The sequence below is a fragment of the Novacetimonas pomaceti genome (assembly GCF_003207955.1).
GTDB classification, from domain to species: Bacteria; Pseudomonadota; Alphaproteobacteria; order Acetobacterales; family Acetobacteraceae; genus Novacetimonas; species Novacetimonas pomaceti.
In genome coordinates this window covers 374,988-399,658 of record NZ_NOXG01000002.1, presented here as the reverse complement: position 1 = coordinate 399,658, position 24,671 = coordinate 374,988, and the positions used below count along the sequence as shown (strand labels likewise).

21 protein-coding genes are annotated in these 24,671 nt (G+C 65.4%); 4 read left to right on the top strand and 17 right to left on the bottom strand.

From position 1 onward, the window contains the following. Positions 1-15: 15 nt before the first annotated feature. The 9 genes from CFR71_RS04135 to CFR71_RS04095 all read right to left on the bottom strand — a co-directional run bounded on the left by CFR71_RS04135 (position 16) and on the right by CFR71_RS04095 (position 9,004). A complete protein-coding gene (locus CFR71_RS04135; RefSeq protein WP_110527343.1) occupies positions 16-918 on the bottom strand; it encodes a hypothetical protein in 903 nt (300 codons plus the stop codon). Further along, positions 918-1,874 (bottom strand): MlaD family protein, encoded by a 957-nt coding sequence (locus tag CFR71_RS04130; RefSeq protein ID WP_110527338.1) that lies wholly within the window; start codon positions 1,872-1,874, stop codon positions 918-920. Before CFR71_RS04130 ends, CFR71_RS04135 begins: the two co-directional genes overlap by 1 nt. Continuing rightward, positions 1,874-2,569, bottom strand: coding sequence for an ABC transporter ATP-binding protein (locus CFR71_RS04125; RefSeq protein WP_110527334.1), 696 nt, complete (start codon positions 2,567-2,569; stop codon positions 1,874-1,876). Before CFR71_RS04125 ends, CFR71_RS04130 begins: the two co-directional genes overlap by 1 nt. A gap of 2 nt (positions 2,570-2,571) precedes the next feature. Beyond that, positions 2,572-3,480, bottom strand: coding sequence for an MlaE family ABC transporter permease (locus tag CFR71_RS04120; RefSeq protein WP_110527330.1), 909 nt, complete (start codon positions 3,478-3,480; stop codon positions 2,572-2,574). Further along, positions 3,477-5,822, bottom strand: a complete 2,346-nt coding sequence (locus tag CFR71_RS04115) for an adenylate/guanylate cyclase domain-containing protein (protein ID WP_110527327.1) — start codon at positions 5,820-5,822, stop codon at positions 3,477-3,479. Before CFR71_RS04115 ends, CFR71_RS04120 begins: the two co-directional genes overlap by 4 nt. A gap of 150 nt (positions 5,823-5,972) precedes the next feature. After that, on the bottom strand, positions 5,973-6,653 hold the full coding sequence (dnaQ, locus tag CFR71_RS04110; protein WP_110527324.1) for a DNA polymerase III subunit epsilon: 681 nt from the start codon (positions 6,651-6,653) through the stop codon (positions 5,973-5,975). Beyond that, a complete protein-coding gene (gene coaE, locus CFR71_RS04105) occupies positions 6,650-7,264 on the bottom strand; it encodes a dephospho-CoA kinase (RefSeq protein WP_110527321.1) in 615 nt (204 codons plus the stop codon). The genes dnaQ and coaE overlap by 4 nt, the downstream gene beginning before the upstream one ends. Positions 7,265-7,310: 46 nt before the next feature. Next, a complete protein-coding gene (locus CFR71_RS04100; protein ID WP_207781324.1) occupies positions 7,311-8,207 on the bottom strand; it encodes a shikimate dehydrogenase in 897 nt (298 codons plus the stop codon). Positions 8,208-8,209: 2 nt separating this feature from the next. Beyond that, entirely contained in the window at positions 8,210-9,004 is a 795-nt protein-coding gene (locus tag CFR71_RS04095; RefSeq protein WP_110527318.1) for an N-formylglutamate amidohydrolase, read from the bottom strand. A 240-nt stretch (positions 9,005-9,244) separates the two neighbouring features. Here CFR71_RS04095 and argH point away from each other — a divergent pair, with 240 nt between their 5' ends. Both argH and CFR71_RS04085 read left to right on the top strand, forming a co-directional pair. Continuing rightward, the gene (gene argH, locus CFR71_RS04090) at positions 9,245-10,711 is read left to right on the top strand and encodes an argininosuccinate lyase (protein WP_110527316.1); all 1,467 of its coding nucleotides are present in this window, start codon (positions 9,245-9,247) and stop codon (positions 10,709-10,711) included. Beyond that, positions 10,708-10,908 carry a hypothetical protein gene (locus CFR71_RS04085; protein WP_110527313.1) on the top strand — a complete coding sequence of 67 codons (201 nt, stop codon included), beginning with the start codon at positions 10,708-10,710 and terminating at the stop codon, positions 10,906-10,908. The genes argH and CFR71_RS04085 overlap by 4 nt, the downstream gene beginning before the upstream one ends. Positions 10,909-10,932: 24 nt before the next feature. On the opposite strand, the gene CFR71_RS04080 is transcribed toward CFR71_RS04085, so the two are convergent. Next, positions 10,933-11,355 carry a cytidine deaminase gene (locus tag CFR71_RS04080; protein WP_110527310.1) on the bottom strand — a complete coding sequence of 141 codons (423 nt, stop codon included), beginning with the start codon at positions 11,353-11,355 and terminating at the stop codon, positions 10,933-10,935. Positions 11,356-11,462: 107 nt separating this feature from the next. Between CFR71_RS04080 and lysA the strand changes: the two genes are divergently transcribed. Together lysA and CFR71_RS04070 are read left to right on the top strand one after the other, a co-directional pair. Further along, positions 11,463-12,821 carry a diaminopimelate decarboxylase gene (gene lysA / locus CFR71_RS04075; RefSeq protein WP_110527630.1) on the top strand — a complete coding sequence of 453 codons (1,359 nt, stop codon included), beginning with the start codon at positions 11,463-11,465 and terminating at the stop codon, positions 12,819-12,821. Then, complete coding sequence (locus CFR71_RS04070; RefSeq protein ID WP_110527307.1) at positions 12,818-15,592, top strand: DUF4175 domain-containing protein; 2,775 nt, start codon at positions 12,818-12,820, stop codon at positions 15,590-15,592. The genes lysA and CFR71_RS04070 overlap by 4 nt, the downstream gene beginning before the upstream one ends. A gap of 237 nt (positions 15,593-15,829) precedes the next feature. Here CFR71_RS04070 and CFR71_RS04065 read toward each other — a convergent pair whose 3' ends face one another. From CFR71_RS04065 to glmU, 7 genes are all read right to left on the bottom strand, one after another. After that, the gene (locus tag CFR71_RS04065; RefSeq protein ID WP_110527304.1) at positions 15,830-18,454 is read right to left on the bottom strand and encodes a cation:proton antiporter; all 2,625 of its coding nucleotides are present in this window, start codon (positions 18,452-18,454) and stop codon (positions 15,830-15,832) included. 253 nt (positions 18,455-18,707) lie between these two features. Beyond that, positions 18,708-19,340 (bottom strand): thiamine phosphate synthase, encoded by a 633-nt coding sequence (locus tag CFR71_RS04060; protein WP_110527301.1) that lies wholly within the window; start codon positions 19,338-19,340, stop codon positions 18,708-18,710. Further along, positions 19,337-20,110 carry a thiazole synthase gene (locus CFR71_RS04055; RefSeq protein WP_110527297.1) on the bottom strand — a complete coding sequence of 258 codons (774 nt, stop codon included), beginning with the start codon at positions 20,108-20,110 and terminating at the stop codon, positions 19,337-19,339. Before CFR71_RS04055 ends, CFR71_RS04060 begins: the two co-directional genes overlap by 4 nt. Before the next feature lie 9 nt (positions 20,111-20,119). Further along, positions 20,120-20,317 carry a sulfur carrier protein ThiS gene (gene thiS, locus CFR71_RS04050; RefSeq protein ID WP_110527627.1) on the bottom strand — a complete coding sequence of 66 codons (198 nt, stop codon included), beginning with the start codon at positions 20,315-20,317 and terminating at the stop codon, positions 20,120-20,122. Between the two features lie 22 nt (positions 20,318-20,339). Next, a complete protein-coding gene (gene thiO, locus CFR71_RS04045; protein WP_110527294.1) occupies positions 20,340-21,347 on the bottom strand; it encodes a glycine oxidase ThiO in 1,008 nt (335 codons plus the stop codon). Between the two features lie 36 nt (positions 21,348-21,383). Continuing rightward, on the bottom strand, positions 21,384-23,207 hold the full coding sequence (glmS, locus tag CFR71_RS04040) for a glutamine--fructose-6-phosphate transaminase (isomerizing) (RefSeq protein ID WP_110527291.1): 1,824 nt from the start codon (positions 23,205-23,207) through the stop codon (positions 21,384-21,386). After that, entirely contained in the window at positions 23,207-24,568 is a 1,362-nt protein-coding gene (glmU, locus tag CFR71_RS04035) for a bifunctional UDP-N-acetylglucosamine diphosphorylase/glucosamine-1-phosphate N-acetyltransferase GlmU (RefSeq protein WP_110527288.1), read from the bottom strand. The genes glmS and glmU overlap by 1 nt, the downstream gene beginning before the upstream one ends. Positions 24,569-24,671 lie beyond the last annotated feature (103 nt).

Here is a 24,671-nt window from a genome sequence, read left to right as displayed (position 1 = left end):
GGGCCGGTCCCATCCTTACTTTTTGGCGGTGGTCTTCGTCGTGCCCGTGCTGTCCGCCGCAGGCGTTGCGAACGGGTCGGGCATGGTGGTCGAACCTGCCAGCTTGCGCCACGTATCCGCGTTCTGCGTGTCGCCCTCTTTCTGCGCGCTCTGGCTGGCACGCATGTACAGGTCGGCCGCCTGCGCCGCATTGCCAAGGCTGCTTGCGGCACGCGCCGCGACACTCAGCCCCCGCGCCATGTCACGATATTCGACATGCGTCTGCCGTGCGGAAACCGCCTGCATCGCGTCCTGATACGCGCTCTGGGCGTTGCCCCCCTCCACAAGAAGCTGGCGGGCCGCGATTTCCTGCCCATCCGCCAGCATCGCCCAATTCGATGTCTTGGGCAGCCTGGCGAAATAGGACGCGACATTATCGAGCGTCGTCCTGTCGCCACGGGCATCGGCGATGATGCCCGCCAGAAGCTGGGCCTTCTCCACAATGGCGGGGTCGCTGGCGCTGGATGCCGCGCTCGCGCTGGTTGCGGCCTCGTCAAGGCGGCCGAGCCGGTAAAGGGCGCCAGCCTGCACAAGGTCAAGCCCTGTGTCATCCGTCTTCGCCCCGCGCACCGACAGCGCCGCGCGCGTGGAGGCGATGGTGGACAGCGCGTCCTGCATCCGGTTTTCATCCAGCTGCACGACGGCGAGGTTATAGCCGGCATCCCCGATGGCGGTTACGTCATCACGCGCCAGCGCCCGCACGCCCGCCGCGCGATACTGCCCTTCCGCCACCGACAGGCGGTCCATGTCCACCGCATCGCGCCCGGTATCCATGTCCTGCGACAGGGTGCCATCGGTCGGGGCCTGCACGCTGCCGCCCCCCCCGCAACCGGCCAGCAGGACCACCAGTGCCGCTGACGCCAGATAGCCCGCCCGCATCACGGCTGCACCTTCTGCGGCGACAGTCGCCCATGGGTCCTGGTCGGCGTGCCGTGACCACCCAGGATCCACAGTCCGCGCAGCTGATCCACCAGCTGCTGCAGGCTGTGCGCGGTCGACTGCGCCTGCACCAGAAGGACCGGCAGCTGCTGGCTGGTCTCGTTCAGGTTCTTCGTGATGCTTGGCAGCTGGGGCGATGCGGCGCGCAGGTCGCCCGTTGCTTTCTGTACATTGGCCATGCTGGCATCGGCCTTCTTCATGACTTCGGACAGTTGTCCTTCGATCGGGGTCAGCTGCGAGATCGTGGCGTTCAGGGTGGTGATCGCGCCTTCCGCCTGACGGATCAGTTCATCGTTCGTCATCAGGCGGCCAATCGATCCCTTGCCCGCATGCATATCCGAAATCGTTGCGTCCATGGTCGCCATCATGTGCTGGGCATTGTCCAGCACCGGCATGATGCGCGCGCGGATGTCGGCAAAGGTCTGGGTGATCGTATCCGCCGGATTGGGCGCGTTGGTGGCGTTCAGGACGGCGTAGCTCCAGTTCAGCTTCTCCCCCGTGCCGCGGGAGATGTCGATATAGCTTGCGCCCGCCACCACGAACTGCCGCCGGATCACCGCCGTGCTGTCGCGACGGATATAGGGCTCGACGTCGGGATCGACTTCGGCAATCGCATACATCCCGCCCGCCGGATTGATCCGCACGCGGCGCACCGTGCCGGCATGGATGCCCATGACCTCCAGGTTATCGCCAACCGACAGGCCACCCACCCCATTTTCCGGCAGGACGATCCGCAGTCTGCCCGCCGGCGTCAGCCAGTTGCGCAGGACGCCCGCCTCCAGCACCGCGCCAAACAGGATCAGCAGCGAAAAGAGGACAAGAACACCAACCCATTCATCCGCATAGCGGACACGGACAAGCTGACGGATTCCATAGGATTGTTGTTTCTGTGCCATTATATCACCCGCATGGGGAAAAGACCTTCATCGAGAAGGCGCATATGAATGTTCACCGCCTTGCGATAGACGCTCCATGATGAGGTATGCCGTGTCAGCCATACCACGCCGCATCCCCGGTCACGCGCCGCGGTAAGCGCCTCGAGAAACGGCAGTACCATTTCCGATGGCAGCATATCGGATATGTCCTCCAGAACAAGCAGGTCAGGCCGCCCCATGAAGGCACGCACACAGGACGCGCGCGCCAGATCGGCGGTGGACAGGCGATCGGGCGTGCTGATCGGCAGGCCGGGAAAACCGAAGGCTTCCCCCAGCTGCGTCGCATTGGCGACCACGTCCTCGAAACTGTCGGTGGTGTGATACAGCTGCTGCATCATGATGTTGATGTGGGTGCCCAGCATGTTCACCCAACCGCCCGCGCGCGGGATGCGGCCGATCCGGCCACGCAGGGCATTGAGCTGCCGGTCCGCAAGGGTGCTCCATTCCAGTCCCATGAAACGGCACGTCCCCTGCGACAGGGACACCATGCCCGAACACAGGTCGGCGAACATCGCGGCACGGCCGGAATCACGGCATTCGATGATTGCGCAATCGCCAGGCATCAGCCGGAAATCGTAAGGGGCGGGCATCAGGCCCGTTTCCTCGAACGAGGGGACAACCTCGCGCATTTCCAGAAGGGGTGCGTTTGCCACCATTGTCAGAAATCCAGCATGAACAGGATGTTGACCACCATGATGAGCATGATGCCACGGGCGAAACCACGCGGCATCAATGTCGCGATCGTATCATTGCTGCTGACGGTCAGGCCGGAAATGCAGGCCCCCAGCCCGACGAAAAACCCGACCAGCAGGAATTTGAGGGGAATGATGAGGTAATCCCACGTTGTCATCGCCCCCAGCACGTTGAAGAAAAAGGTCCAGACGGATGACGTGATGGCGCCATTCGCATGCGCCACGACAAACCCCATCAGAAGCGAGACCAGCGCGAAGATCATCCCGAGCGCGAAGCCACCCAGCGTAAAGGCGAAGGTACGCGGCATCACCAGCGTAAGGAACGGATCAAGCCCGCGCGCCTGAAGTGCCCGGACCTCCCCATTAAGGACCATCAGCCCGATTTCCGTAAGCGACAGCATGCCACTGCGTCCAAGCAGGATGATCCCAACCAGGATGGGCGTGATTTCACGCACCAGCACGGACACAAGGATGGACCCCGTCATCTGCGCCATGCCTGCGAAACCAAGCCAGTACGCGGCCTGCGACACGACCATCAGCCCCGCCAGCGTTGCGGTGACGACCGTGCTGATCAGGCCACCGCTGAGAACCTGCCGCAGACAGACGCGGAATTCATGGACAACCGGCCTGCGCCACGAATTGGGCCGCATGCTTTCGCGGAACGTGCCCCATCCCGCCCCGATCAGCATCAGGGTAAAGCGCACCTGATGCCGCGCGAACCGGCCTATCGCCGCAAGCCATGGCGCGACGCGCACCATCAGCCGGACAAGCGGCGGGGCTTCCTGCGCGGCGACGGCCGGCACGGCTTCCTCCGGCGGAGGTGCCGCGGGGGGACCCGCGGGCACATCTTTCGTAGGGGGGGCGTTCTGGGTCATCGCCGTCCGGCCAGCACGTAGGTACGCGTCAGCCCAAGCCCCGGAACGAAGAAGCGCCCGCGTTCACGGAACAGGAACGACTGACGCAGGCTGAGATACATTTCTTCCGTCACCTGGATGGTGCCTGCTTCCGGCGCGCCCTGCGCCATCAGTTCGGCCATGCCCATCGCGTCGCCCCACAGGTTGAACACCCGCGGATTCTGCCCCAGCAGGCCGCCGAAGACCGGGCCGACATCGATGCCGATGCGGAAGATGGGATCCAGATCGGCCTTCGCCAGCATCGACATCGTCACTTCGCGCATCGACAGCGCCGCGTTGGCGATCCGTTGCGGCGCCGTCTTGTCCGGCACCTTGGAACATCCGGCCACGCATACCAGCCGGTGGCCCAGCATGCGGATGGAATACAGCCCGTAATGTTCCGCGATCTGCTGAAGCTGCTGCGACATTTCATCAATCAGCTTCAGGTTTTCCGACGGATCGTTCTGCGCCGTAAGAATCATGTCGGACAGGCTGATGACCATGATCGCCACGGCCGGATAGTAGCCATCCATCTGGCTGGGATCGGCATCCGGCGCCCTGGCGCCTTCCACCCGCAGCGAACCCGGGGGCAGAAGGAAGCCCTGGCTTGGATCCGGCGCTTCTTCCTGCACCCGTTCATTGTCAGCCAGTTCGGCGCGCGCCGCTTCGACTGCGGAATAATGCTGCGCGGAAAAGCGGGTCGCCGCGATGCCGGCGATCATGTCAACGAAATGCGTGACCGTCTGTGCCTGTGGCGCGTCCTCCAGCGTGATAACCCCGACCGGGCCGTTCGCGCCAAGGATGGGACCAAGGAACAGGCTGTGGCTTCCCATCGAACGCATGTAGAGGCGATAGAAATTGGCGGTGCGCTGGTCCTGCGACGCATCGGCCACCACCAGGGAATCCCCATGGGAAACCGCGTCGAAGAACGCCTTCAGCTCACTGGTGGAAAGTTCGAAGCCACCGGAATGGGCGTCCTGCTGACGGTCGTAGGAATCGATGCACATCAGCGTGGCGCCGTCGTGCAGGATGCGCCAGATCCCCGCGCGATGCGCCTGCGACAGGTCGGCCAGGCTTTCCGTCAGGATCAGCGCGTCATCGGACGGATTGAACAGTTCGGAATATGACGCCACCGTCTGCAGCGAATGGCTTTCGTAACTGGAAATCGCGCGGAAGCGTTCAAGCTGATGCTGGACATGCTCGGTCTTGCGTCCCTGCCTGAACAGCAGGACCGCAAGGAGGGAGGACATGACGACAACCAGAAAGGCGAAGAACAGGTTCTGCCGGCCATCCGCCTTGGCAAACTGGGCAAAGTCGCTTTCCGGCGCGACAAGCATCAGGACCCAGTTCTGCGACGCCAGCGGCACCGGGGACAGCATCGCGATATAGCTCTGCCCGCCGAACTTGACGACGCGCGTGCCATAGCTGTGGACACGGTATTCGTCGAACGCCTTGGTCATGACGGGATAGTATTTGGGATCGAGAAGCATCTTTTCCGGATCGCCATGGGCGGCGACCTCGATTTCATGCATCTTGTGCCCGGCAAGGACATGTCCCGTCTGGTCAAGCAGGATGCCGTGCCCGCTCTGCCCGATTTTCAGCGCATCAAGGAAATCCGTCAGGTGGCTGAGCGACATGTTGATGGCATAGACATAGGTCTTGCCATTCGCGGTGGTGTAGGGCATGCCCGCCGAAATCGCCATCTGCTTGGTGACTTCGACGATATAGGGCGATGTCCAGACCATCTTCCCGGCCTTGACCGCCTGCTGGTACCACACATGCAGGCGCGGGTCGTAGCCGTTGGCCTTTGTCTTCTCCTCCCGCAGGAGCTTGCCCTGGTCGTCAAGGATGTGGTGGATGAACACCGCGTCCGGCGTTCCCTTGTTCTGCAGGGTGATCTGCTCCAGCCCCTTGCCGTCGGGGCCGCGCTGGACAAGGCTGAAATTGCCGTCGCTGTCGGCAAGGTAATAGGACTGTATCTGCGGCACGTTGCGCAGCATGCTGCCGCTGTAGCCATAGAAGATCTTGTCTTCCACCGACGGATTGCCATGCTGGAGCATGTCGCGGGCAATCACCGCGCCGGCGGAGGCTGGCGCCAGGAAATTCGTGACTTCGTTACTGACATATTCCTGCTGGCTCTGCAGCAGGCTGCGCGTCAGGCTGAGCGCGCCGTTACGCACCGTGCGATAGGAATGCCAGCCGACGCCGGCGATGACCGCGATGACCATCAGCACCCCGGCGACCGGTATGCCGACATGGATGACGAAGCGCCTGAACTGATCGGAAGGGGCAACCGAGGGATCGACAATCTCGTCCGGGGACAATGCTCTCTTCCTGTCTTTACAATAACCTGACGTTATACAGGGACGATCCTAGATCATGCGGCCACATACGGCCACACCCCCCTGCGCATGAAAGCGATGCCGACCGGACAACGCAAACACACTGTCATCACATATAAATGAAAAAACCCCTCAGGCCAGCCATAATGGCTCCGTCAGGCCCTCCACGAATTTCTCGTGCGCGGCAAGCTCCGCCGGGCCGGGCGTCACGCGCACTGTCACATGCCCTGCGGGACGGACATAGCCATAGGTCGCGGTGGGCGTTCCCCCCTCTTCCACCGACAGGCCCAGCCCGCGCTGCCGTCCGCCGCTGAGTTCGATATAGACTTCCGCCAGCAGCTTGCAGTCCAGCAGGGCGTTATGGGTGGTGCGCGCCGACAGGTCGATGGAAAACCGGCGGCACAGCGCGTCAAGGCTGTTGGGCATGCCGGGGAAACGCGCGCGCGCGATCTGCAGCGTATCGACCATGCGATCCATCGACAGTTCCGGCAGGCCCGCGCGTTTCAGCTCGGCATTGAGAAAGCCGAAGTCAAACGCGGCGTTGTGCGCGATCAGCGCGTCGTCGCCGATGAACTCCAGGAACTGCGCGGCGATTTCGGCGAATTTCGGCTTCCCCTCCAGATCGGCGCGGGTGAAGCCGTGCACGCGCGACGCCTCTTCCGGCACATCGCGTTCGGGGTCGATCAGGACATGGAAATTCCGCCCGCTCGGCAGGTCGCCGATCAGTTCCAGCGCCGCGATTTCGATCACGCGGTCGCCCGTCTGCGGATCGAGGCCGGTCGTTTCGGTATCAAACAGGATGGAACGCTTCATGTCATGAACCTTGCTCTTGTCCGTGCATTGCGCAACGACGCCACCAGCGCGCGCACCTGCCGCCATGCCTGCCGACGCGAAAGCCCCGTCCAGATGACATGATCGGCGCGGCGGCGACGCTGCGGATCCTTCATCTGCCGCGCGATGATGGCATTGACCTGCATCCGGTCCATGCGCCCGCGCGCCAGTACCCGACGACGCTGCACCCCGACCGGCGCACTGACGGCCAGAACCCGGTCACACAGCCGGTCCATGCCCGCTTCGTACAGCAGGGGAATGTCCAGCACCGCCAGGGCGCATCCGGCACGGCGCGCGGCGCGCAGGAAGGCGATGCATTCATCATGCACCATCGGGTGGATGATGTCCTCCAGCTTCCGGAACAGGGCGGGATCGGCGATCACGGCCTGCCGCAGGACAGAACGCTGCAGCTTTCCATCCCGGACCGATCCGGGCACCAGACGCGAAATCGCGGGCAGGGCGCGACCACCGGGCGCCTGCAGTTCATGAACAACGGCATCGGCGTCAAAAATCCGCGCACCCTGCCCGCGCAGCATGGTGGCCACCGTGGTCTTGCCCATGCCGATGCCGCCGGTAAGCCCCAGAATCAGCATATCGGCTTCATCATTGCAGCGGCATGTCCGTCATCGGCGCGCGCCCTCAGCGTCCCTGTCCCCGCAGATCGGCATCCAGCAGCGCCTCCACCTCCGGCCCGATGACGGGATCGGTGCCAAACCACTTGCGAAAGCCCAGGCGTGCCTGATGGATCAGCATCCCCAGCCCGTCCACGCAGCGCAGGCCATGCGCCGCCGCATCGCGCAGCAGGGGCGTCTGGCGCGGGACATAGACGATATCACACACCACCAGCGCCGGCCCGGCCGCCGCCAGGTCGAGCGGAAAGTCGCCCGGCGGTCCGCCCTCCATCCCAAGGGACGTCGTGTTCACCAGCATGTCGCAGCGCGGCAGCGCCGTCGCCATGTCGTCCCACGCCACGACCTCGACCGCCGGGGCCGCGTCCTCGCGCAGCGCGCGGGCCAGTTCCTCCGCCCGCGCGGCAGTCCGGTTGGCAAGGATCACCGCGACGCCACGATCCAGCAGGCTCGCGGCGATGGCACGGGCCGCGCCGCCCGCGCCCAGCAGCAGCGCGCGACCGCCCTTCACCGCGATGCCATGCGCTTCCACATTCGCGACAAAGCCCTCGCCATCGGTCGAAAACCCCTCGATCATGCCGTCGCTGGCGAAAACCAGCGTATTGACCGACCCGGACCGCCGCGCCGAACGGTCAAGCCGGTCGACAATCCGGAATGCCGCCTCCTTGTGCGGAATGGTGACGTTGGTGCCGCGGAATCCGGCGGCCTGCAGGCCACGCACGGCGGTCTCAAAGGCGCCCGGCCGCACAGGCAGGGGGACATAGGCGCCATCGATGCCGTATTGCGCCAGCCAGAAATTATGCATCAGGGGCGAACGTGAATGCGCGACAGGCCAGCCGATGACCCCCGCCAGCGCCGTCGCGCCGCCGATCCTCCGTGGCGCGGGCATGTCCGGTGCGGCCTTCATGGTCATGCGCCCATCCCTTCCCATGCCTGCGGCAGGATGCGGGCAAGGCGCTCCGCCCATTCACGCTGCCCGCCCTCGTTCGCGATCAGGTCCTGGCGTACCTCCAGCTCCAGATAGGCAAGGCCGCGTCCCTCCGCATGGGTGGGAATGGTGTAGTCGCTGATATCGGTCAGGGCATAGGGTTCGTTGCTGCCGATGACCAGCCCCTCCTCCGCCGCCAGCAGGTCGCGCACCCGCAGGCCAAAGCCGGGATTGCGGTTATGCAGGACGCCTGCGTGCCACGGGCGGCTGACCCCGTTCATCCGGGGGGTAAAGCTGTGCAGCGCCACCATGACAACCGGATGCCCCGCGCCACGGCGCGCCGACAGTTCGGCCGCGATCCGGTTGTGGTAGGGGTGGAATATCTCCTCCACCCGCGCGCCTTCGTGCTCGACCGTCAGGTCATGGTTGCCCGGCACCCGCGTCCCGTCGCTTTCCCTGACGATGGAGGTCGGATGCCCCGGCGCGCGGTTGCAGTCGATCACCAGCCGCGAATAGGCCTGTTCGATCAGCCTGCTGCCAAGGCGTTCGGCCAGCATGCGGCCCATCGCGGCCACGCCGATGTCCCATGCGATATGACGTTCCCAGTCATCGGGCGCAACGCCGAGATCCCCAAGCGCGCCAGGCACGGCGCGACCGGCATGATCGCTGACGAACAGGAACGGCGAATCGGCCCCGCGCCTGCCGGGCGTGGCGGCGGGATCGAATTCGACCACTGGCGACGGATCCCCGTCCCCCAGAAGGCGCGTCATGTTCATGGCGGTCCCGAAAACTCCTGTCCGTGATCTGCGTGCTGGGCCAGACCCTACCGGCCACGACGCCCGAACGAAAGGGGGCGGGCGTGATCTGTTTTCCCGCCGGGGGGCAATTTCGCGCCATGATGGCGCGGCGGGAGCAAGGTCGCGATTGCACAGCCCGCCCCCCGTCATTAGGGTGCGTCGGCCGCGCCGGGGCGTGGCATCCGAACGGGTCGGAACAGATGGCTGGGGCATGACGAGATGGCTGTAGACAAGAAAACCGGAACCAACGCGCATCAGGCAGGCGCCCCGTCGAATGCCCAGTGGGGGGGACGTTTCGCTGGCGGGCCCGCGGCCATCATGCAGGACATCAATGCCTCCATCGGGTTTGACAGGGCACTGTGGCGCCAGGACATCGCCGGGTCGCTGGCGCATGCGGCCATGCTGGCGAAGACCGGCATCATCAGCGCCGGGGACGAGGCGCAGATCCGCAAGGGCCTGGCGGACATCGCGGCGGAGATCGAGGCCGGCGCCTTCGATTTCAGCACGGCCCTCGAAGACATTCACATGAATATCGAGGCCCGCCTGTCCGAACGCATTGGCGAGGCGGGCAAGCGCCTGCATACCGCGCGTTCACGCAACGACCAGGTCGCCACCGATTTCCGCCTGTGGGTGCGCGACGCCATCGACGGGCTGGATGCGCAGGTCACGGCACTGCTTACCACCCTGTGCACCCGCGCGCTGGAACATGCCGCGACCCCCATGCCCGGCTTCACGCATCTCCAGACCGCGCAGCCCGTCACCTTCGGCCATCACCTGCTAGCCTATGTCGAAATGCTGGCGCGCGATCGCGGGCGCCTGTCGGATGCGCGGCGCAGGCTCAATGAATCGCCGCTGGGGGCCGCCGCGCTGGCGGGCACGTCCTTTCCCATCGACCGCGACATGACGGCCCGCGCCCTCGGCTTTGACCGCCCGACGGCCAATTCCCTCGATTCCGTGTCCGACCGGGATTTCGCGCTGGAATATCTTTCCGCCCTGTCGATCATGGCGATGCACCTGTCGCGACTGGCCGAGGAGATCGTGATCTGGTGTTCCGCGCCGTTTTCCTTCATCCGCCTGTCGGACGCGTTCACCACCGGATCGTCCATCATGCCGCAGAAGCGCAATCCCGACGCGGCCGAACTGATCCGCGCCAAGGGGGGACGCATCACCGGCGCGCTGGTCGGGCTGCTGATGGTGATGAAGGGGCTGCCGCTGGCCTATGCCAAGGACATGCAGGAAGACAAGGAGCCCGTATTCGCCGCGACCGACGCGGCGGCCCTGTCGCTTGCGGCGATGGATGGCATGATCCGCGACCTCAACGTCAATGCGCAGCAGATGCGCGCCTATGCCGGGGCGGGCTTTTCCACCGCGACGGACCTTGCCGACTGGCTGGTGCGCGTCCTGAAACTGCCGTTCCGCACCGCCCATCATGTCACGGGACGCCTGGTGGGCAAGGCGGAGGCACGCGGCATCGACCTGTCGCAGCTCAGCCTTGAGGACATGCAGGAGGAGGAAGCGGGCATTACGAAGGAGATCTTCGACGTCCTGACGGTCGATGCCTCCCTCGCCTCGCGCACGAGCTTTGGCGGCACCGCGCCGGACAATGTGCGCGCGCAGGCCAGGCGCTGGCTTGACGCGCTGTCATCCACGACGCATCCCCGGAGTGCGGAAGGAGAAAAAGCATGATCCCCCACAACGTCAGGACGCATCATGACGGCCCGGCCCGCAGGCGCGGACGCATCGCATGGATCATGACCTGCGTCATCGGCCTTGGCCTGGTGGGCAGCGTCCTGAGCGCCTGTGGCCGAATCGGACCACCGCAGCCCCCCGGACCGCGTTCCAAATTCACCTACAACCGCACATATCCCGCGCCGGACCGCTGATCCGGCGCGCGCGTCACGCGCCCGTCACAGGTTTTCAGGGCCGAACGCGTCGGGCAGGAGATCGGCAAGGGAGCGCCGCGCCAGCATGTTGCCATCCGCATCGACCATGCCGATGGCGACCGAAGCAGCTGCGAATTCACGTATTTTCTGCCGACACCCCCCACACGGGAAACAGGGCTGCGGGCCACCGCCGCACACGATGACGCGACGCAGCCCGCGTCCGCCCGCCGCCACCATGGCCACGATGGCCCCGGCCTCCGCGCAGGTGCCTTCGGGATAGGCCGCGTTCTCCACATTGCAGCCGGCGAAGATGCGCCCGCTTTCATCCTCCACCGCCGCCCCCACCGCGAATCCGGAATAGGGCGCATATGCATTGCCACGCGCCGCGACCGCTGCCTGGATCAGGCATGCGTCGCGATATGCATCCTGCCGTTCATCGTCTTCCATGACCGCCACCCTGCTCCCGAACCGTGCGACATGCTATGTCGCGCAAGACCATGAATATAAGCCACAAGCACCTTGGAAGGCGCAGGGCGAACCGGTATCCTGTCACGATGGCTGACACTTTTTCCACCCATGCGGGACAGGACCCGACCCTGCGGGACCTGCTGGCCGCCCGCCCCGCGCTGTCAATGCATGCCATTGACGGGCTGGTGTTCGAGGACGTGCCCCTCAACGCGGTCGCGGATGCGCTTGGCACCCCGACATGGGTGATGGGCGCGCGCACCCTGCGCGGGCGTTACGCGCGCCTGTCCGGCGCGATGCGCGACGCGGGGCTGGATGTCGCCATCCATTTCGCGGTGAAGGCCAATGACCATCTGGCGGTGCTGAAGGTCCTTGCCGCGCAGGGGGCCGGGGCGGATGTCGTCAGCGGTGGCGAGCTGTGCCGCGCCATGGCGGCGGGCATCCCCGCACGCGAAATCGTGTTTTCCGGGGTGGGCAAGACCCGCGTCGAAATGGAACTGGCGCTGCGCCACGACATCGCCCGCATCAATGTCGAAAGCGCGGAGGAACTGGAACTGCTTTCCGCCGTGGCCGTGGCCTGCGGACGCACCGCCCGCATCGCGCTGCGGGTCAATCCCGATGTCGATGCCGGCACGCATGCCAAGATCACGACCGGCCTGGCGGGCAACAAATTCGGCATTCCCTATGACCGCGCAGCCGATCTTTACGCGCATGCCGCCGCCCTGCCGGGCATCCATCCCGCCGGGCTGGCGGTGCATATCGGCAGCCAGATCGAACGGATGCAGCCCTATCGGCAGGCCTATGCCCGCGTGGCCGAACTGGTGCGCGTCATCCGGGCGCGCGACCTGGGGGTGGAGGTCATCGACTGTGGCGGGGGGCTTGGCATTTCCTATCGCCATGAAACCGAAGGCGCGCCAGAGGCCCTCGCCAACGCCATCCGGCTGGAACTGGGCGATCTTGGCACCCGTCTGGAGATCGAGCCGGGACGCTGGCTTGCGGGACCGGCGGGCCTGCTGCTCAGCACCGTGATCCTGCGCAAGCGCGGATATGACGGCATGCCGCCTTTCATCGTGCTTGATGCCGCCATGAACGACCTTGCCCGGCCCAGCCTGTACGACGCATGGCATGGCATCATTCCGCTGTCGCCGCGCGACGCCGTCGCCCCGGCGGAACAGGTGCACGTGGTCGGCCCGGTCTGTGAAAGTGGCGATACGTTCGGCCACGACCGTACCCTGCCGCACCTGCGGGACGGATCACGGGTGGCGATTCTGGACGCCGGGGCCTATGGCATGGTCATGAGTTCGACATATAACGCGCGTCCCATGGCGGCACAGGTCATGGTGGATGGATCGCGCTGGGACGTGATCCGCGCGCGCCAGAAGATCGAATCCCTGTGGGAAGGCGATATCGTGCCCGATACCCTTACGCATCCCGCCGGAGGCAAATGACGCAGGAGCGCGACATCCCGGCCACGGTGCCACAGCGGGACAGCGTTCCCGCCGCGCCGTCGGACGCGTCCTCCTTCACGCTTCGCCTTGCACGGGCACGGCTGCGGGCGCGGCGGATCCTGCTGGTTGAACGGCTATGGCCCATCATGCTGCCCATCGCGGATGTCGCGGGGGGGATCGCGCTGCTTGGCCTGCTGCGCATCCCGCAACGGCTGCCCGATGGGGTGCATGCCGCGGCACTGGTGGCGGTTGCCGGGGGATGCGTCGCATGGGGCGTGCGTCGCTATCGCAATGCCACGCCCCCTGACGAAGCCGCACTCGACCGGCGCATCGAACAGGCTTCCGGCCTGCCGGACCGACCGCTGCAGACGCTGCTCGACAGACCGGCGCACCCTGACCGCGACCCGGCGGCAATCCATGCGACCGATGCGCTGTGGCATATCCACCTGCAGCGCACGGGCGCGCGGATCGGTCGCCTGCATGCGGGATGGCCGCATCTGTGGCCCATCGGGCGCGAGACATCTTACATCACGCTGGGACTGGCCCCGCTGCTGGCGGTGGCCCTGATCTGGGCCGGGCCAAAGGCGCCGGGACGCATCGGGGCCGCGTTCATCCCCGGCACGGACGATGCCGACACGCCCCGCCCCCAGATCCACGCATGGATCACCATGCCATCATATGCTCCCGGCGCGCCGGTGTTCCTTGATGACCGCGACGGATCGGCCACCATCCCGGCCGGAGCACTCCTCAGCGTGACCGTAACCGGGCTGAAGGGGGAACCGGTCCTGCGCGTCCGTTCCGCCACGCATTCGGACAGCATCGGGCCCCATGCGTTCCATGCGCTGGATTCCGCGAACTGGTCCATGGAAACGCCCCTTCTTACTGACGGGACGCTGACGTTGCGCGGTCGTGGCCGCATGTTGAGCCAGTGGAACCTGAAGGTTACGCCCAACCCGGCCCCCATGGTCGCATGGGGCGCGAACCCCGGCGCCGCGGACGGGGAATGGCGCACGCGGCTGCCCTACAAGGTGTCGCAGCCCTATGGCATCTCCTCCCTCCGGGTGGAACTGCGCATGCCGGGCGACGAACACATGGCCCATCCGCGCGTCGTTTCGGTCCCGATCCTGCTGAACGGTCATCCCCGTTCCGCCGAAGGCGTCGCAACGCCCGACCTGTCATCCGACCCGTGGGCGGGCGAAGACGTCACCGGCACCCTGATCGCCACCAGCGACAGCGGCATGACCGCGTCCTCCACCCCCGTGCGCCTGCGCCTGGGCGCGCGGGTGTTCCGCAACCCCATGGCCAAGGCGATCCTTGATATCCGCAAGCGTCTGGCGCTTGGCCGGGAAAACCGCTTTACCGCGGGCGAGGAACTGCACGGGCTGGGCATGACCTCCGCCCCGATGACGCACAATCCCGGCCTGATGATCGCCCTGAGCAGCGTGTCCTACCTGCTGGGCCTGAGGGAGGTCGATACCGCGCAGGCCATTGAACAGGCGGTCGGCCGGTTGTGGTACCTGGCGCTGGATGTCGAACATGACCGTCATGGCGACATTGAAAACAGCCAGGCCGATTTCGACATCCAGATGGCCGAGGAAGCCCTGGATGCGCAGATCGAGCACATGCGCGAACCGGGCGCGAAGGGCGAACATTCATCGCAGCAGCAGGCGGAGCTGCAACGCCGGGTGCAGGCGCTCAAGGACGCGATCCAGCGCAAGATGCAGGCCCTGATGGAACAGGCCATGCGCGATCATTCGGCCATTCCCGCCATGCCGGAGATGTCGCAGACCGGTGAACAGAACCTGTCGCGCATGATGCAGCAGCTGCAGGACGATGCCGCGAATGGCCGGTCGGCCGACGCGCTGGACAAGCTTCACCAGATGGAGGACATGGCGGGGCAGATGCGCAACGCCACGCCTCAGGACATCATGCAGGCCGCGCGGCAGTTCCAGGCGCAGCAGGAACTGCATGAGCAGCGCGAAGCCCTGCGGGACCTGATCCACCGCCAGTCCGGGCTGCTTGACCACACGCAGCAGCGCATCGAACAGGACGCGGCGGCGGACGCCGCGCGCCAGACCGACATGGACGCGCCCGATGGCGAGGATCTGTCCACCATGTCCACATCGGACCTGTTGCGCCAGCTTGGCATCACCCCGCCGGGACAGCCACCCGCGCCCGCGAAACAGCCACCTTCCCCCGAAAGCGCGACACCCGAGGCGCATGAGGAACAGCAGCATGCCGACCGCGCCACCCAGCACGCGCTGGCCCGCGCGCTGCATGAACTGCAGAAGGAATTCAAGACTGTAAGCGGCAAGGACGTGCCGGCCATCAAGCAGGCGCTGGCGGACATGAAAACGGTCCGCACCGCCCTTACGGCGGGCAAGGATCCCGACGCCGCGACGGCGGAACGCAAGGTGCTGGCGGACCTGCAGAAAGGTGGCCAGCAGATGCGCCAGTCCACGCGGGGATCGGGCAAGGGCATGACCATCTTCCTGCCCGCGCTTGCAGGCAGCAAAGGCACCGGCGGGTCAAAACCGGGACAGCCGGACGACGAGGAAACGCCCGACAATGCCAGTTCCGAACCACGTGATCCACTGGGTCGCAAGACGGGGGACGGACACACAGGCATGGACAGCGATACCCACGTGCCGGACAAGGCCGCGCGCGAACGTGCGCGTGAAATAGAACAGGAACTGCGCCGTCGCGATTCTGACCGCACCCGTTCGCCCGAGGAACTGCAGTATCTCGACCGGCTTCTGCAGTCCTTCTGATCCAGACATCTGGAAAAACAGGACAGGGACAATAAAAGTTTCCGGGTAGCGCCTTCTTTGAGGAAGGAGGCGTCCATTCGAAGCTTTTTGCAAAAAGCTTCACCAAAAAATTTTATGATTCAGGATGTTATTGGGGATGTCTTATTGCAGCCCCATGCGCCCGTGCATCCATTGTGACGACCGGACCTCGCAACGCGCGTCTGCATCATCCGTCCCATGCCTGACGGATGACCGGCTTCAGTCTTCCTTGGCGTCCGTATCTTTGCGCACGGGAATGGCCGAACCGACAGGCGCGGTCGCCAGGGCAATGGCGTCATATGATGGGGACGTCCCCGGCCTGTCCTTGCCCTCGCCCGGCAGCAGGCGCGCATCGGGCAGTTCCCCGTCCGCGCGCGCCTGTTCCAGCTGTGTAAGGTTATCGCGCACGATGGGATGTTCCTCCACCAGGCGGCGGAAGGTCCGCGCACTCATCGTCAGGAAATGCCCGAACTGCAGCGACCGGCTGGTCGCGGCCACCCGTGCGCCCGTCAGCGCCTCCGCCGCGCCGATCACGGCACCCGCGCCAAAGCGGACGTCACGTTCGGCGTAATGTGTCTCCGCAAGGCCCGCGCTGATGAAATAGATGGTGTGCACTTTCTGCCCGCGCTTGTACAGCCGCTCCCCCGGGGAGGAAAAATGCAGCGACATCTTCATCGACAGGTCATGCAGCACCCCGTCGGGCAGTCCCTTGAAGATCGCAAAGCCATGGATGCGGCTTTCGATCCCGGCCTTGATGTTGAACTTCAGCCGGAAATCCAGATGCGCGCGGCGCTGTTCCACGTCACGGTGCAGTTCACGGTGCAGTTCATCGCTGAGCAGGGATTCCGACAGGAGGGAGTCGTATTTCTCCTCCTCAAGGCGCAGGGCGATCTGACGCAGCATGCGGTTTTCCAGCGCCTCGGAATATCCGTGATAATGCAGGCGCAGCGTCTGCAGCGCCTCGTCCAGCAGCTTGCACTGCCGTCCCAGCACCTCGCCCACGATTTCGCTGATGCGCAGGCCCAGGGTCGGTTCCATGCGGGTACGCATGAAACGCGTCAGCGACAGCGATACGAAATGCGCGATCATCAGCATCTCGAAGCGTTCCGTCATGCAGTACATCAACGGCAGGTCGAAATGCAGGCGATGGTGGATGGCCTGCGCGATACGGAAACGCAGCGAAGGCTTCAGCCGCCGCCGCAGGGCGCGGACATAGCCGAAGCGTCCCTCCAGCCGGGCGCCATCGACCATGGCCTCTGCCGAGCGCAGCAGCGTTTCCATCACGCGACGCGACAGGCCCTGGATGCGAAACAGGTCCAGCAGGATGGAACGTTCCCGGTTGCCGATCACGATCAGCGCCAGCGTCACGCGCTGCCGGTCACCCAGCGCGGTGTCGAACGTATTGGCCTGCTGTTCCGTCGTGACGCGACGGTCAAGGAACTGCACCACCGAATTCGTCACGTTCTGCGAAAATCCCAGCTCCCCCGCGACCTCGCGCGTCTGGTCGCGCACCTCCCCCAGCCCGATGGCAAGGATCTGGTGCCGCAGGGCCTGATCGATCAGCGGCAGCTGGTCCAGTTTCAGGAACAGGACGAGATAGCGCAGCGTGGTGCCATTGATGAACAGGGTAATCAGCACGAAGCCCGTCGCGATGATCCCGATGAAATGCGCGATCTGGGTGGAGACATGTTCGTTTTCCGTCACGGCCAGCGCCAGCGCCAGCGTGATCGCGCCACGCAGCCCGCCCCAGACCATCGTGATCTTGAACGGGGTGGGCACCGGGGGCGACAGGCGCGTGGCGGCAAGGATCGGCAGCATCCCGAACACCACGCTGGCGCGCGCCAGAAGCCCCGCCCCCGTCGCGATCAGGATCAGCACGCAGTCCCAGCGCGTCATCCCCGCCAGCAGGCGCGGCACCAGCATGGAGGCCAGCACGAACACCAGCGATCCCGCCCAGAAGACCAGCTGCTGCCACAGTTCATTGAGGAAGCGCCATGTCTGCGGCCGGAAGGTGGAAGGGCCATAGATGGAAATCGTCAGCCCTGACGCCGCCGTGGCGACCACCCCGGAAAAGCCGAGGAATTCGTCACACACGATATAGGACAGGTACGGCAGCGCCACCGTCAGGGTGATTTCGGCGGCAGGCGCGGCCCCGATGGTCGCGATCAGCATCAGCGTCAGGCGACCGAAGACCACGCCGATCACCAGCGCGCCCGCGAACGACACCAGGAATTCCAGCACCGCCCCGCCCAGCATGATCTTGTGGTGCGCGGTGATGGAGGCCAGCAGGATGGAAAAGATGGAAATGGCCGCCGCGTCATTCAGCAGGGCCTCGCCCTCCACCAGGCGGGTCAGCCGGCTTGCCGCACCAATTTCCTTGAAGATGCCCGCGACCGCCGAAGGGTCGGTCGTCGCGACGATGGACCCCAGCAGCAGGCAGACGGCAAGCGGCAGCCCGGCGAAGGGATACAGCGCCAGCCCGATGGTCGCGGTCGAGACGACAACCGCCACCACCGCCAGCAGAAGCACCGTCGCCGTTTCATGCGCCAGACGCCGCACGTCGATGCCCAGCGCGCCCTGAAAGACGAGGATCGGCAGGAAAATAAGCAGGAAGGCTTCGCTATTGAGCGGGAAATCCAGCAGGGTTTCGGCCGCGCCGCTGAAAATCTCCAGATGCGCGTTGCGCAGGACAAGGTCGGCCACGCCACCGATGACAATCCCGACAATGGCCAGCAGAACCGTTTCCGACAGTTCCAGGCGACGGGCAATAGGCTGCACGGTACTGACGACCACCAGCAACATGGCGATCGCCATCAGAATTGCCGCAAGACCCGCTATCGCCATTCAATGCCCTCAAAATTATGGAACCCAGACCGTCGTTCCGCTACATCCTGTCGCGCAACCATGGACAGAATATGTCCGCCACCCGAAGTTTCCCTATCGGGCAGAGGTAAAAAACCGTGTCTTCGTCCCAGACCGCAATAATGGTCAGGGGGGAAAGGAGTCGCCCCCTATCCTGACACGCCCGTGATAAAAATCCCGTTTCTCCTGTAATTGTATTTATGCCACATCTACGTTGCATATAATACACAGAATTTCAGGCTGAAGCCTTTCCCATGTCCTCCCGCGTCCGTGTCGCCTGCAACCACGCGCGTACCTGCGCCTGCGGGTCGGGCATGCGTATGAAATCCGACACGGCCGAGACACAGTCCGCCCCCGCCGCAAGGCATGATGGCGCGCGCGCCAGGGTGATGCCCCCGATCGCGACCAGCGGCAGGTCACCGATCAGGCGCTTCCATTCCGTCAGTCGCTCCACCCCCTGCGCCCCCCAGGGCATTTTCTTGAGCTTCGTCGGCCATACGGGGCCAAGCGCCACGTAATCGGGCCGCACCTCCAGCCCGCGATGCAGTTCCTCGTGGCTGTGGGTGCTGACCCCCAGCCGCAGCCCCGCCCGACGGATCGCGGGAAGATCGGCCTCGTCCAGATCTTCCTGGCCCAGATGGATGAAGTCGATGCCTTCATCGATCGCGATGCGCCAGTAATCATTGAGCACCAGGCAGACACCATGGGCGCGCGCCAGTTCGCGTCCCTTGCGTATCTCCCCAAGCAGTGCCTCCACGGGCATGTCCTTGAGGCGCAGCTGGATCAGCTTCGCGCCGGCCTGCCCCAGTGTCGCCACCCAGTCGGCCCGGTCGACCACGGGATAGATGCGCGAGGGCAGTCCCGTCATGCCAGCACCGCCTGTCCGATGGTCGGCGTGGAGGGAACGGCCATGTCACGCGCCTCCATCGGGTCGGCGATATAGGCCATGCGCCCCGCCTCCACCGCCATGCCGAACGCGCGCGCCATTTCCACCGGGTTGCCCGCCCGGGCGACTGCTGTGTTGATCAGCACCGCGTCGTAACCCAGCTCCATCGCCTGCGCCGCGTGGGAGGGAACCCCGATCCCGGCATCGATCACCATCGGAATATCGGGGAAATGCGCCCGCAGCGCCCGCAGCCCGAACAGGTTGTTCAGTCCCTTGCCCGATCCGATCGGCGCCCCCCAGGGCATCAGCACCTCGCACCCCGCGCGCAGCAGGCGTTCCGCGCCCACCAGATCCTCCGTCATGTAGGGAAAGACCCTGAATCCGTCCTCGCTCAGGATGCGCGCGGCCTCGACAAGGGCGAACATGTCCGGCTGCAGGGTATCGGATTCCCCTATCACCTCCAGCTTGATCCAGTCGGTGCCGAAAACTTCCCGCGCCATCTGGGCCGTGGTCACGGCCTCGCGCACGCTGTGGCACCCGGCCGTATTGGGCAGCACCGGGACGCCAAGGTCGCGGATCAGGTTCCAGAAGGCCTGCCCCGCGCGCTGCCCCGCCGATTCCCGGCGCAGGGACACGGTCACGACGCCCGCGTTCGCGTTCCGCACCGCCTCCGCCAGGATTTCGGGGGATGGATACTGCGCCGTTCCCAGCATGAGGCGGGAGGAAAGTGGCGTGCCATAAAACAGGGTCATGTCGTCTGCCTACCCCCCTTGCATCGGGGCCAGGATTTCCACCCGGCATCCATCATGGAGCTGGCGCGCGCCGCGTCGGGCGGCCGCGACGAAGTCACCGTCAACCGCGGTCGCGACACAGGCGTCGCCATAGCCAAGTTCGCGCAGCAACGCATCCAGCGTTGCCACACCGACATCATGAACCTCTTCGTTCACAAGGATCTTCATCAGCATTCTCCCCGCGTTGCGGTCATGAGGGGCCAAGGACGATATCCGCAGCTTCCCGCGCCCGAACAGGCGACAGTAGGAAACCGTGGCGATACATGCCATTCACATAAATTCGCTTACCCTCGCGCCGGACGGCAGGCATGTTGTCCGGATATGACGGGCGAAGCCCCGTGCCGGTTTCCAGGATTTCCGCCTCGCCAAAGGCGGGATGCAGGGCATAGGCCGCGCCAAGGAGTTCCACCATGGAACGCAGCGTCATGCCCCCGTCATTTTCACTTTCGATCATCGTGGCCCCGACCATGAATACGTGGTCCGCCCGGGGGACGATGTAAACCGGGATGCGCGGATGCAGCATGCGCACCGGGCGCGACAACGTGACATCACGACAGCGCAGCAGCAGCATCTCCCCCCTGACGCCGCGCATGTCGGCCATCTTTTCGCGCGCGGCAATGCCGGTGCAATCGACGATCCAGTCATATTCCCCCCCGTCACAGGGCGGGGCGTTGCATATGATCTGTCCGCCCAGCGCCTCCAGCCGGCGGCCCAGCGCCATCAGCGCGTCACGCGGGTTGACGTGGCCTTCATGTTCAAAAAACAGCCCGCGTGAAAAGCGGTCGGCCAGTTCGGGTTCCAGCTCCGCCAGTTCCTTTTCGCCGATCGCGCGGAAATGCGACGTTCGGCGCCCGAAACGCGCGATTTCGCCAACGTCGCGCGCGGGGGCGAGGACCAGCGTGCCGTTACGCACCACGTCAGGCACATGCGCGTCCCACCAGTCCAGCGAGGACAGCGACTGGCGCGTGACCTCCGGCGTCGCGGATTCCGCCTCGCACCATGGGGCCAGCATGCCGCCCGCCTTCCACGACGCGCCCGATCCTATGCGCGGTCCGCGTTCATGCACCACCACGCGCGCGCCACGTTCGGCCAGCGTCACGGCGGCCGTCATTCCCGACACGCCGGCGCCAAGCACCAGAACGTGCGGCCCGGTGGCGGACGCGGACGGAATGGCGGACGTGATCGGCGGCTGTGACATCGGCTGAATCCTTGATCTGTCGCGACAGGGACAAGGTTATTCCACCGTGACCGATTTGGCGAGGTTACGCGGCTGGTCCACGTCCGTCCCCTTCAGCAGCGCCACCTCATAGGCAAGGATCTGGACCGGGATGGTCTGCAGGATGGGGGACGTGAACTCGTCAACCGTGGGGATTTCCACCACGACCTCGGCAATGTCACGCAGCCGGGGGGCGCCCTGCGTGTCGGTAAAGACCAGCAGCCGCCCGCCACGCGCCTTCGCTTCCTGCAGGTTCGACAGCGTCTTGTCGAACAGGCGTCCCGACGGCACCGTCGCGACCACCGGCACCGTGCGGTCGATCAGCGAGATGGGGCCATGCTTCATTTCGCCCGCCGCATATGCCTCCGCATGGATATAGGTGATTTCCTTGAGCTTCAGCGCGCCTTCCAGCGCGACGGGGAACGAGGACCCGCGCCCCAGGTACAGGACATCGCGCGCTTCGGCCACGATGGCGGCCATGCGACGGATCGCGTCGCGCTGCTCGAACACTTCGGTCGCGCGGCTGGGCAGGTCCAGCAGGGCCGTGACCATCCGTTCCTCCGCACTGGCGTCAAGATGCCCGCGCGCCCGGCCCAGCGCCACCGTCAGGCAGGCCAGCACCGAAAGCTGCGCCGTGAACGCCTTGGTGCTGGCGACGGAAATTTCCGGCCCCGCGACCGTGCCCAGCACCGCGTCGCTTTCGCGCGCCATGGTGCTCTGCTCCACATTCAGGACCGAGACGATGTGCTGCCCCTGCTGGCGCATGCCGCGCAGGGCCGCAAGCGTGTCCGCCGTCTCCCCCGACTGTGAAATCAGCAGGCCGAGGCCGCCGGGCGTCAGCGGCGGATCGCGATAGCGCATCTCGCTCGCCACATCGATATCGATCGGCAGGCGCGCGTACTGCTCCAGCCAGTAACGCCCGATCATCCCGGCATAGAACGCCGAACCGCAGGCCGTCACCACGCCGCGCGGCACGGCGGCCAGATCGAAAGGCAGGTCCGGCAGCACGACCCGACGCGTCGCGGGGTCCACCAGGCGCTGCAGCGTCTGGCCGATGACAACGGGATGTTCGTGCAGTTCCTTTTCCATGTAATGGCGATAGCCATCCTTGCCCACCGACGCCGCGATCAGCGCGGTCGTGCGGACCGGCCGCGTGACGGCGTTGCCCGCCATGTCAAAGAACTCCGCCCCGCCGGGCGTCACGATGACCCAGTCCCCATCATCCAGATAGGCGATCCGCCGCGTCAGCGGCGCAAGGGCCAGACTGTCGGAACCAAGGAACATCTCATTTTCACCAAAGCCGACCACCAGCGGCGCGCCATGCCGCGCACCGATGACCATGCCGTCATGCCCCGCGAAAATCATCGCCAGCGCATACGCCCCCTCCAGCCGCTTCAGCGTCTCGTGCGCTGCCTCGCGCGGGGACAGGCCACGACGCAGGTGATAATCGATCATCTGCGCGATGGTCTCGCTGTCGGTATCGGTGGAGAAGGTCTGCCCCGCGGCCTCAAGCTCCCGGCGCAGCTCCTCGAAATTCTCGATGATGCCGTTATGGACCACCGACACGCGTTCGGTGCCATGCGGGTGCGCGTTGTTTTCGGTCGGCGCGCCATGCGTGGCCCAGCGCGTATGGCCGATGCCCGTCACACCGGGCAGGGGCACGCGCGCCAGCACGCTGGCAAGGTGGTCGAGCTTCCCCGCCGCGCGCCGCCGTTCCACATGGCCGTTTTCCAGGGTGGCGATGCCGGCGGAATCGTATCCGCGATATTCCAGCCGCCGCAGGGCATCGAAAATGACCGGGGTTGCCTGGTTCTTGCCAACGACACCGACGATACCACACATCAGCCACGCTCCTTCGCGTCTTTCAGGCGGTTGCGGAATTCTTCCGCGTATCCGTCCCTGTTTTCCTGTCTTGCGCGCCCGAACGCCATGGCGTTGTCCGCCACGTCCCCGGTAATCACGCTGCCCGCGGCGGTCATCGCGCCCGACCCCAGCGTGACCGGCGCGACAAGGATCGTGTCAGAACCGATGAAGCAGCCCTCCCCGATGACGGTGACATGCTTGAACACGCCATCGTAATTGCAGGTGATGGTGCCCGCCCCGATATTGGTCCGCGCGCCGACGCGCGCGTTGCCGAGGTAGGTCAGGTGGTTGGCCTTCGCCCCCTCGCCCAGCGTCGTGGCCTTGAGTTCGACGAAGTTGCCGACATGCGCCCGCGCCCCGACATCACTGCCCGGTCGCAGGCGGGCGTACGGCCCGATCTGCGCGCCCGTCCTGACGACGCATTGCGCAAGGTGGGAAAAGGAATGGATTTCCACGTCGCGCTCCACCTTCACCCCGGTGCCAAAGACGACATGGGGATGGACCACCACGTCTGGGGCCAGGTCGGTATCGGCGCACAGGAACACGGTCTCCGGCGCGATCAGGGTGACGCCCCGGTCCATCGCGGCATGGCGCAGGCGCGCCTGCACGCAGGCCTCCGCCACCGCCAGTTCGGCGCGGGAATTGATGCCGCGCAGCTCGTCTTCGGCGGCCACCACCGCCCGCACGCATGCCCCTTCGGACACGGCCTGCGTCACCACGTCGCCCAGGTAATATTCGCCCTGTGCGTTATCGTTGCGCACCGCGTTGAGCCAGCGGCGGAAATCCCCCGCGTCGGCGCACAGGACGCCCGCGTTGCACAGGTCGATGCGGCGTTCCTGCGGCGTGGCATCGGCCCATTCGACGATGCGCTGCACATTCTCCCCCTGCGTCACGACCCGGCCGTAACGTCCCGGATCGGCGGGTCGCATCGCCAGCAGCGCAAGCCCGACGCCGGGCTGCCGGCGGCAGGCAAGCAGTTCGCGCATCGTTTCCGCGGTGATGAGGGGATTGTCGCCATACAGGACCGCGACATCGCCGGTGCCGAACTGCGCCTGCGCCTGCAGGGCCGCATGCGCCGTGCCCAGCCTGTCGGACTGCACCACGACCGTGTGCGGGGCGGCGATGGCGGCGACATCGTCCATTCCCGGCCCGATGACGACAACGATACGGTCAAACACCTGCCGGGCATTTTCCAGCAGGTAGCGCAGCATCGGCTGCCCCGCGAGGGGATGCATGACCTTGGGGCGTTCCGAACGCATGCGCGTGCCACGCCCGGCGGCAAGGATGACCGCCGTTGCGGAACGGGAAGGCGTGGACGCGGAATCGGTAATGGTGCTCATGACTTTTTGCGGGTAGCCCCGGCCCGGCAGACCTGTCAAACCCAGAGGAGAACAAGATACCATCACTTAGAATTTCCGATTGCTACTGCAAGAGCCACCGAGG

Excerpts from the sequence above, each read along its gene's own strand:
- CFR71_RS04135 (WP_110527343.1), bottom strand. The coding sequence starts at position 918 with ATGCGGGCGGGCTATCTGGCGTCAGCGGCACTGGTGGTCCTGCTGGCC.
- CFR71_RS04130 (WP_110527338.1), bottom strand. The coding sequence starts at position 1,874 with ATGGCACAGAAACAACAATCCTATGGAATCCGTCAGCTTGTCCGTGTC.
- CFR71_RS04125 (WP_110527334.1), bottom strand. The coding sequence starts at position 2,569 with ATGGTGGCAAACGCACCCCTTCTGGAAATGCGCGAGGTTGTCCCCTCG.
- CFR71_RS04120 (WP_110527330.1), bottom strand. The coding sequence starts at position 3,480 with ATGACCCAGAACGCCCCCCCTACGAAAGATGTGCCCGCGGGTCCCCCC.
- dnaQ (WP_110527324.1), bottom strand. The coding sequence starts at position 6,653 with ATGAAGCGTTCCATCCTGTTTGATACCGAAACGACCGGCCTCGATCCG.
- coaE (WP_110527321.1), bottom strand. The coding sequence starts at position 7,264 with ATGCTGATTCTGGGGCTTACCGGCGGCATCGGCATGGGCAAGACCACG.
- CFR71_RS04100 (WP_207781324.1), bottom strand. The coding sequence starts at position 8,207 with ATGAAGGCCGCACCGGACATGCCCGCGCCACGGAGGATCGGCGGCGCG.
- CFR71_RS04095 (WP_110527318.1), bottom strand. The coding sequence starts at position 9,004 with ATGAACATGACGCGCCTTCTGGGGGACGGGGATCCGTCGCCAGTGGTC.
- argH (WP_110527316.1), top strand. The coding sequence starts at position 9,245 with ATGGCTGTAGACAAGAAAACCGGAACCAACGCGCATCAGGCAGGCGCC.
- CFR71_RS04085 (WP_110527313.1), top strand. The coding sequence starts at position 10,708 with ATGATCCCCCACAACGTCAGGACGCATCATGACGGCCCGGCCCGCAGG.
- CFR71_RS04080 (WP_110527310.1), bottom strand. The coding sequence starts at position 11,355 with ATGGAAGACGATGAACGGCAGGATGCATATCGCGACGCATGCCTGATC.
- lysA (WP_110527630.1), top strand. The coding sequence starts at position 11,463 with ATGGCTGACACTTTTTCCACCCATGCGGGACAGGACCCGACCCTGCGG.
- CFR71_RS04070 (WP_110527307.1), top strand. The coding sequence starts at position 12,818 with ATGACGCAGGAGCGCGACATCCCGGCCACGGTGCCACAGCGGGACAGC.
- CFR71_RS04065 (WP_110527304.1), bottom strand. The coding sequence starts at position 18,454 with ATGGCGATAGCGGGTCTTGCGGCAATTCTGATGGCGATCGCCATGTTG.
- CFR71_RS04060 (WP_110527301.1), bottom strand. The coding sequence starts at position 19,340 with ATGACGGGACTGCCCTCGCGCATCTATCCCGTGGTCGACCGGGCCGAC.
- CFR71_RS04055 (WP_110527297.1), bottom strand. The coding sequence starts at position 20,110 with ATGACCCTGTTTTATGGCACGCCACTTTCCTCCCGCCTCATGCTGGGA.
- thiS (WP_110527627.1), bottom strand. The coding sequence starts at position 20,317 with ATGAAGATCCTTGTGAACGAAGAGGTTCATGATGTCGGTGTGGCAACG.
- thiO (WP_110527294.1), bottom strand. The coding sequence starts at position 21,347 with ATGTCACAGCCGCCGATCACGTCCGCCATTCCGTCCGCGTCCGCCACC.
- glmS (WP_110527291.1), bottom strand. The coding sequence starts at position 23,207 with ATGTGTGGTATCGTCGGTGTCGTTGGCAAGAACCAGGCAACCCCGGTC.
- glmU (WP_110527288.1), bottom strand. The coding sequence starts at position 24,568 with ATGAGCACCATTACCGATTCCGCGTCCACGCCTTCCCGTTCCGCAACG.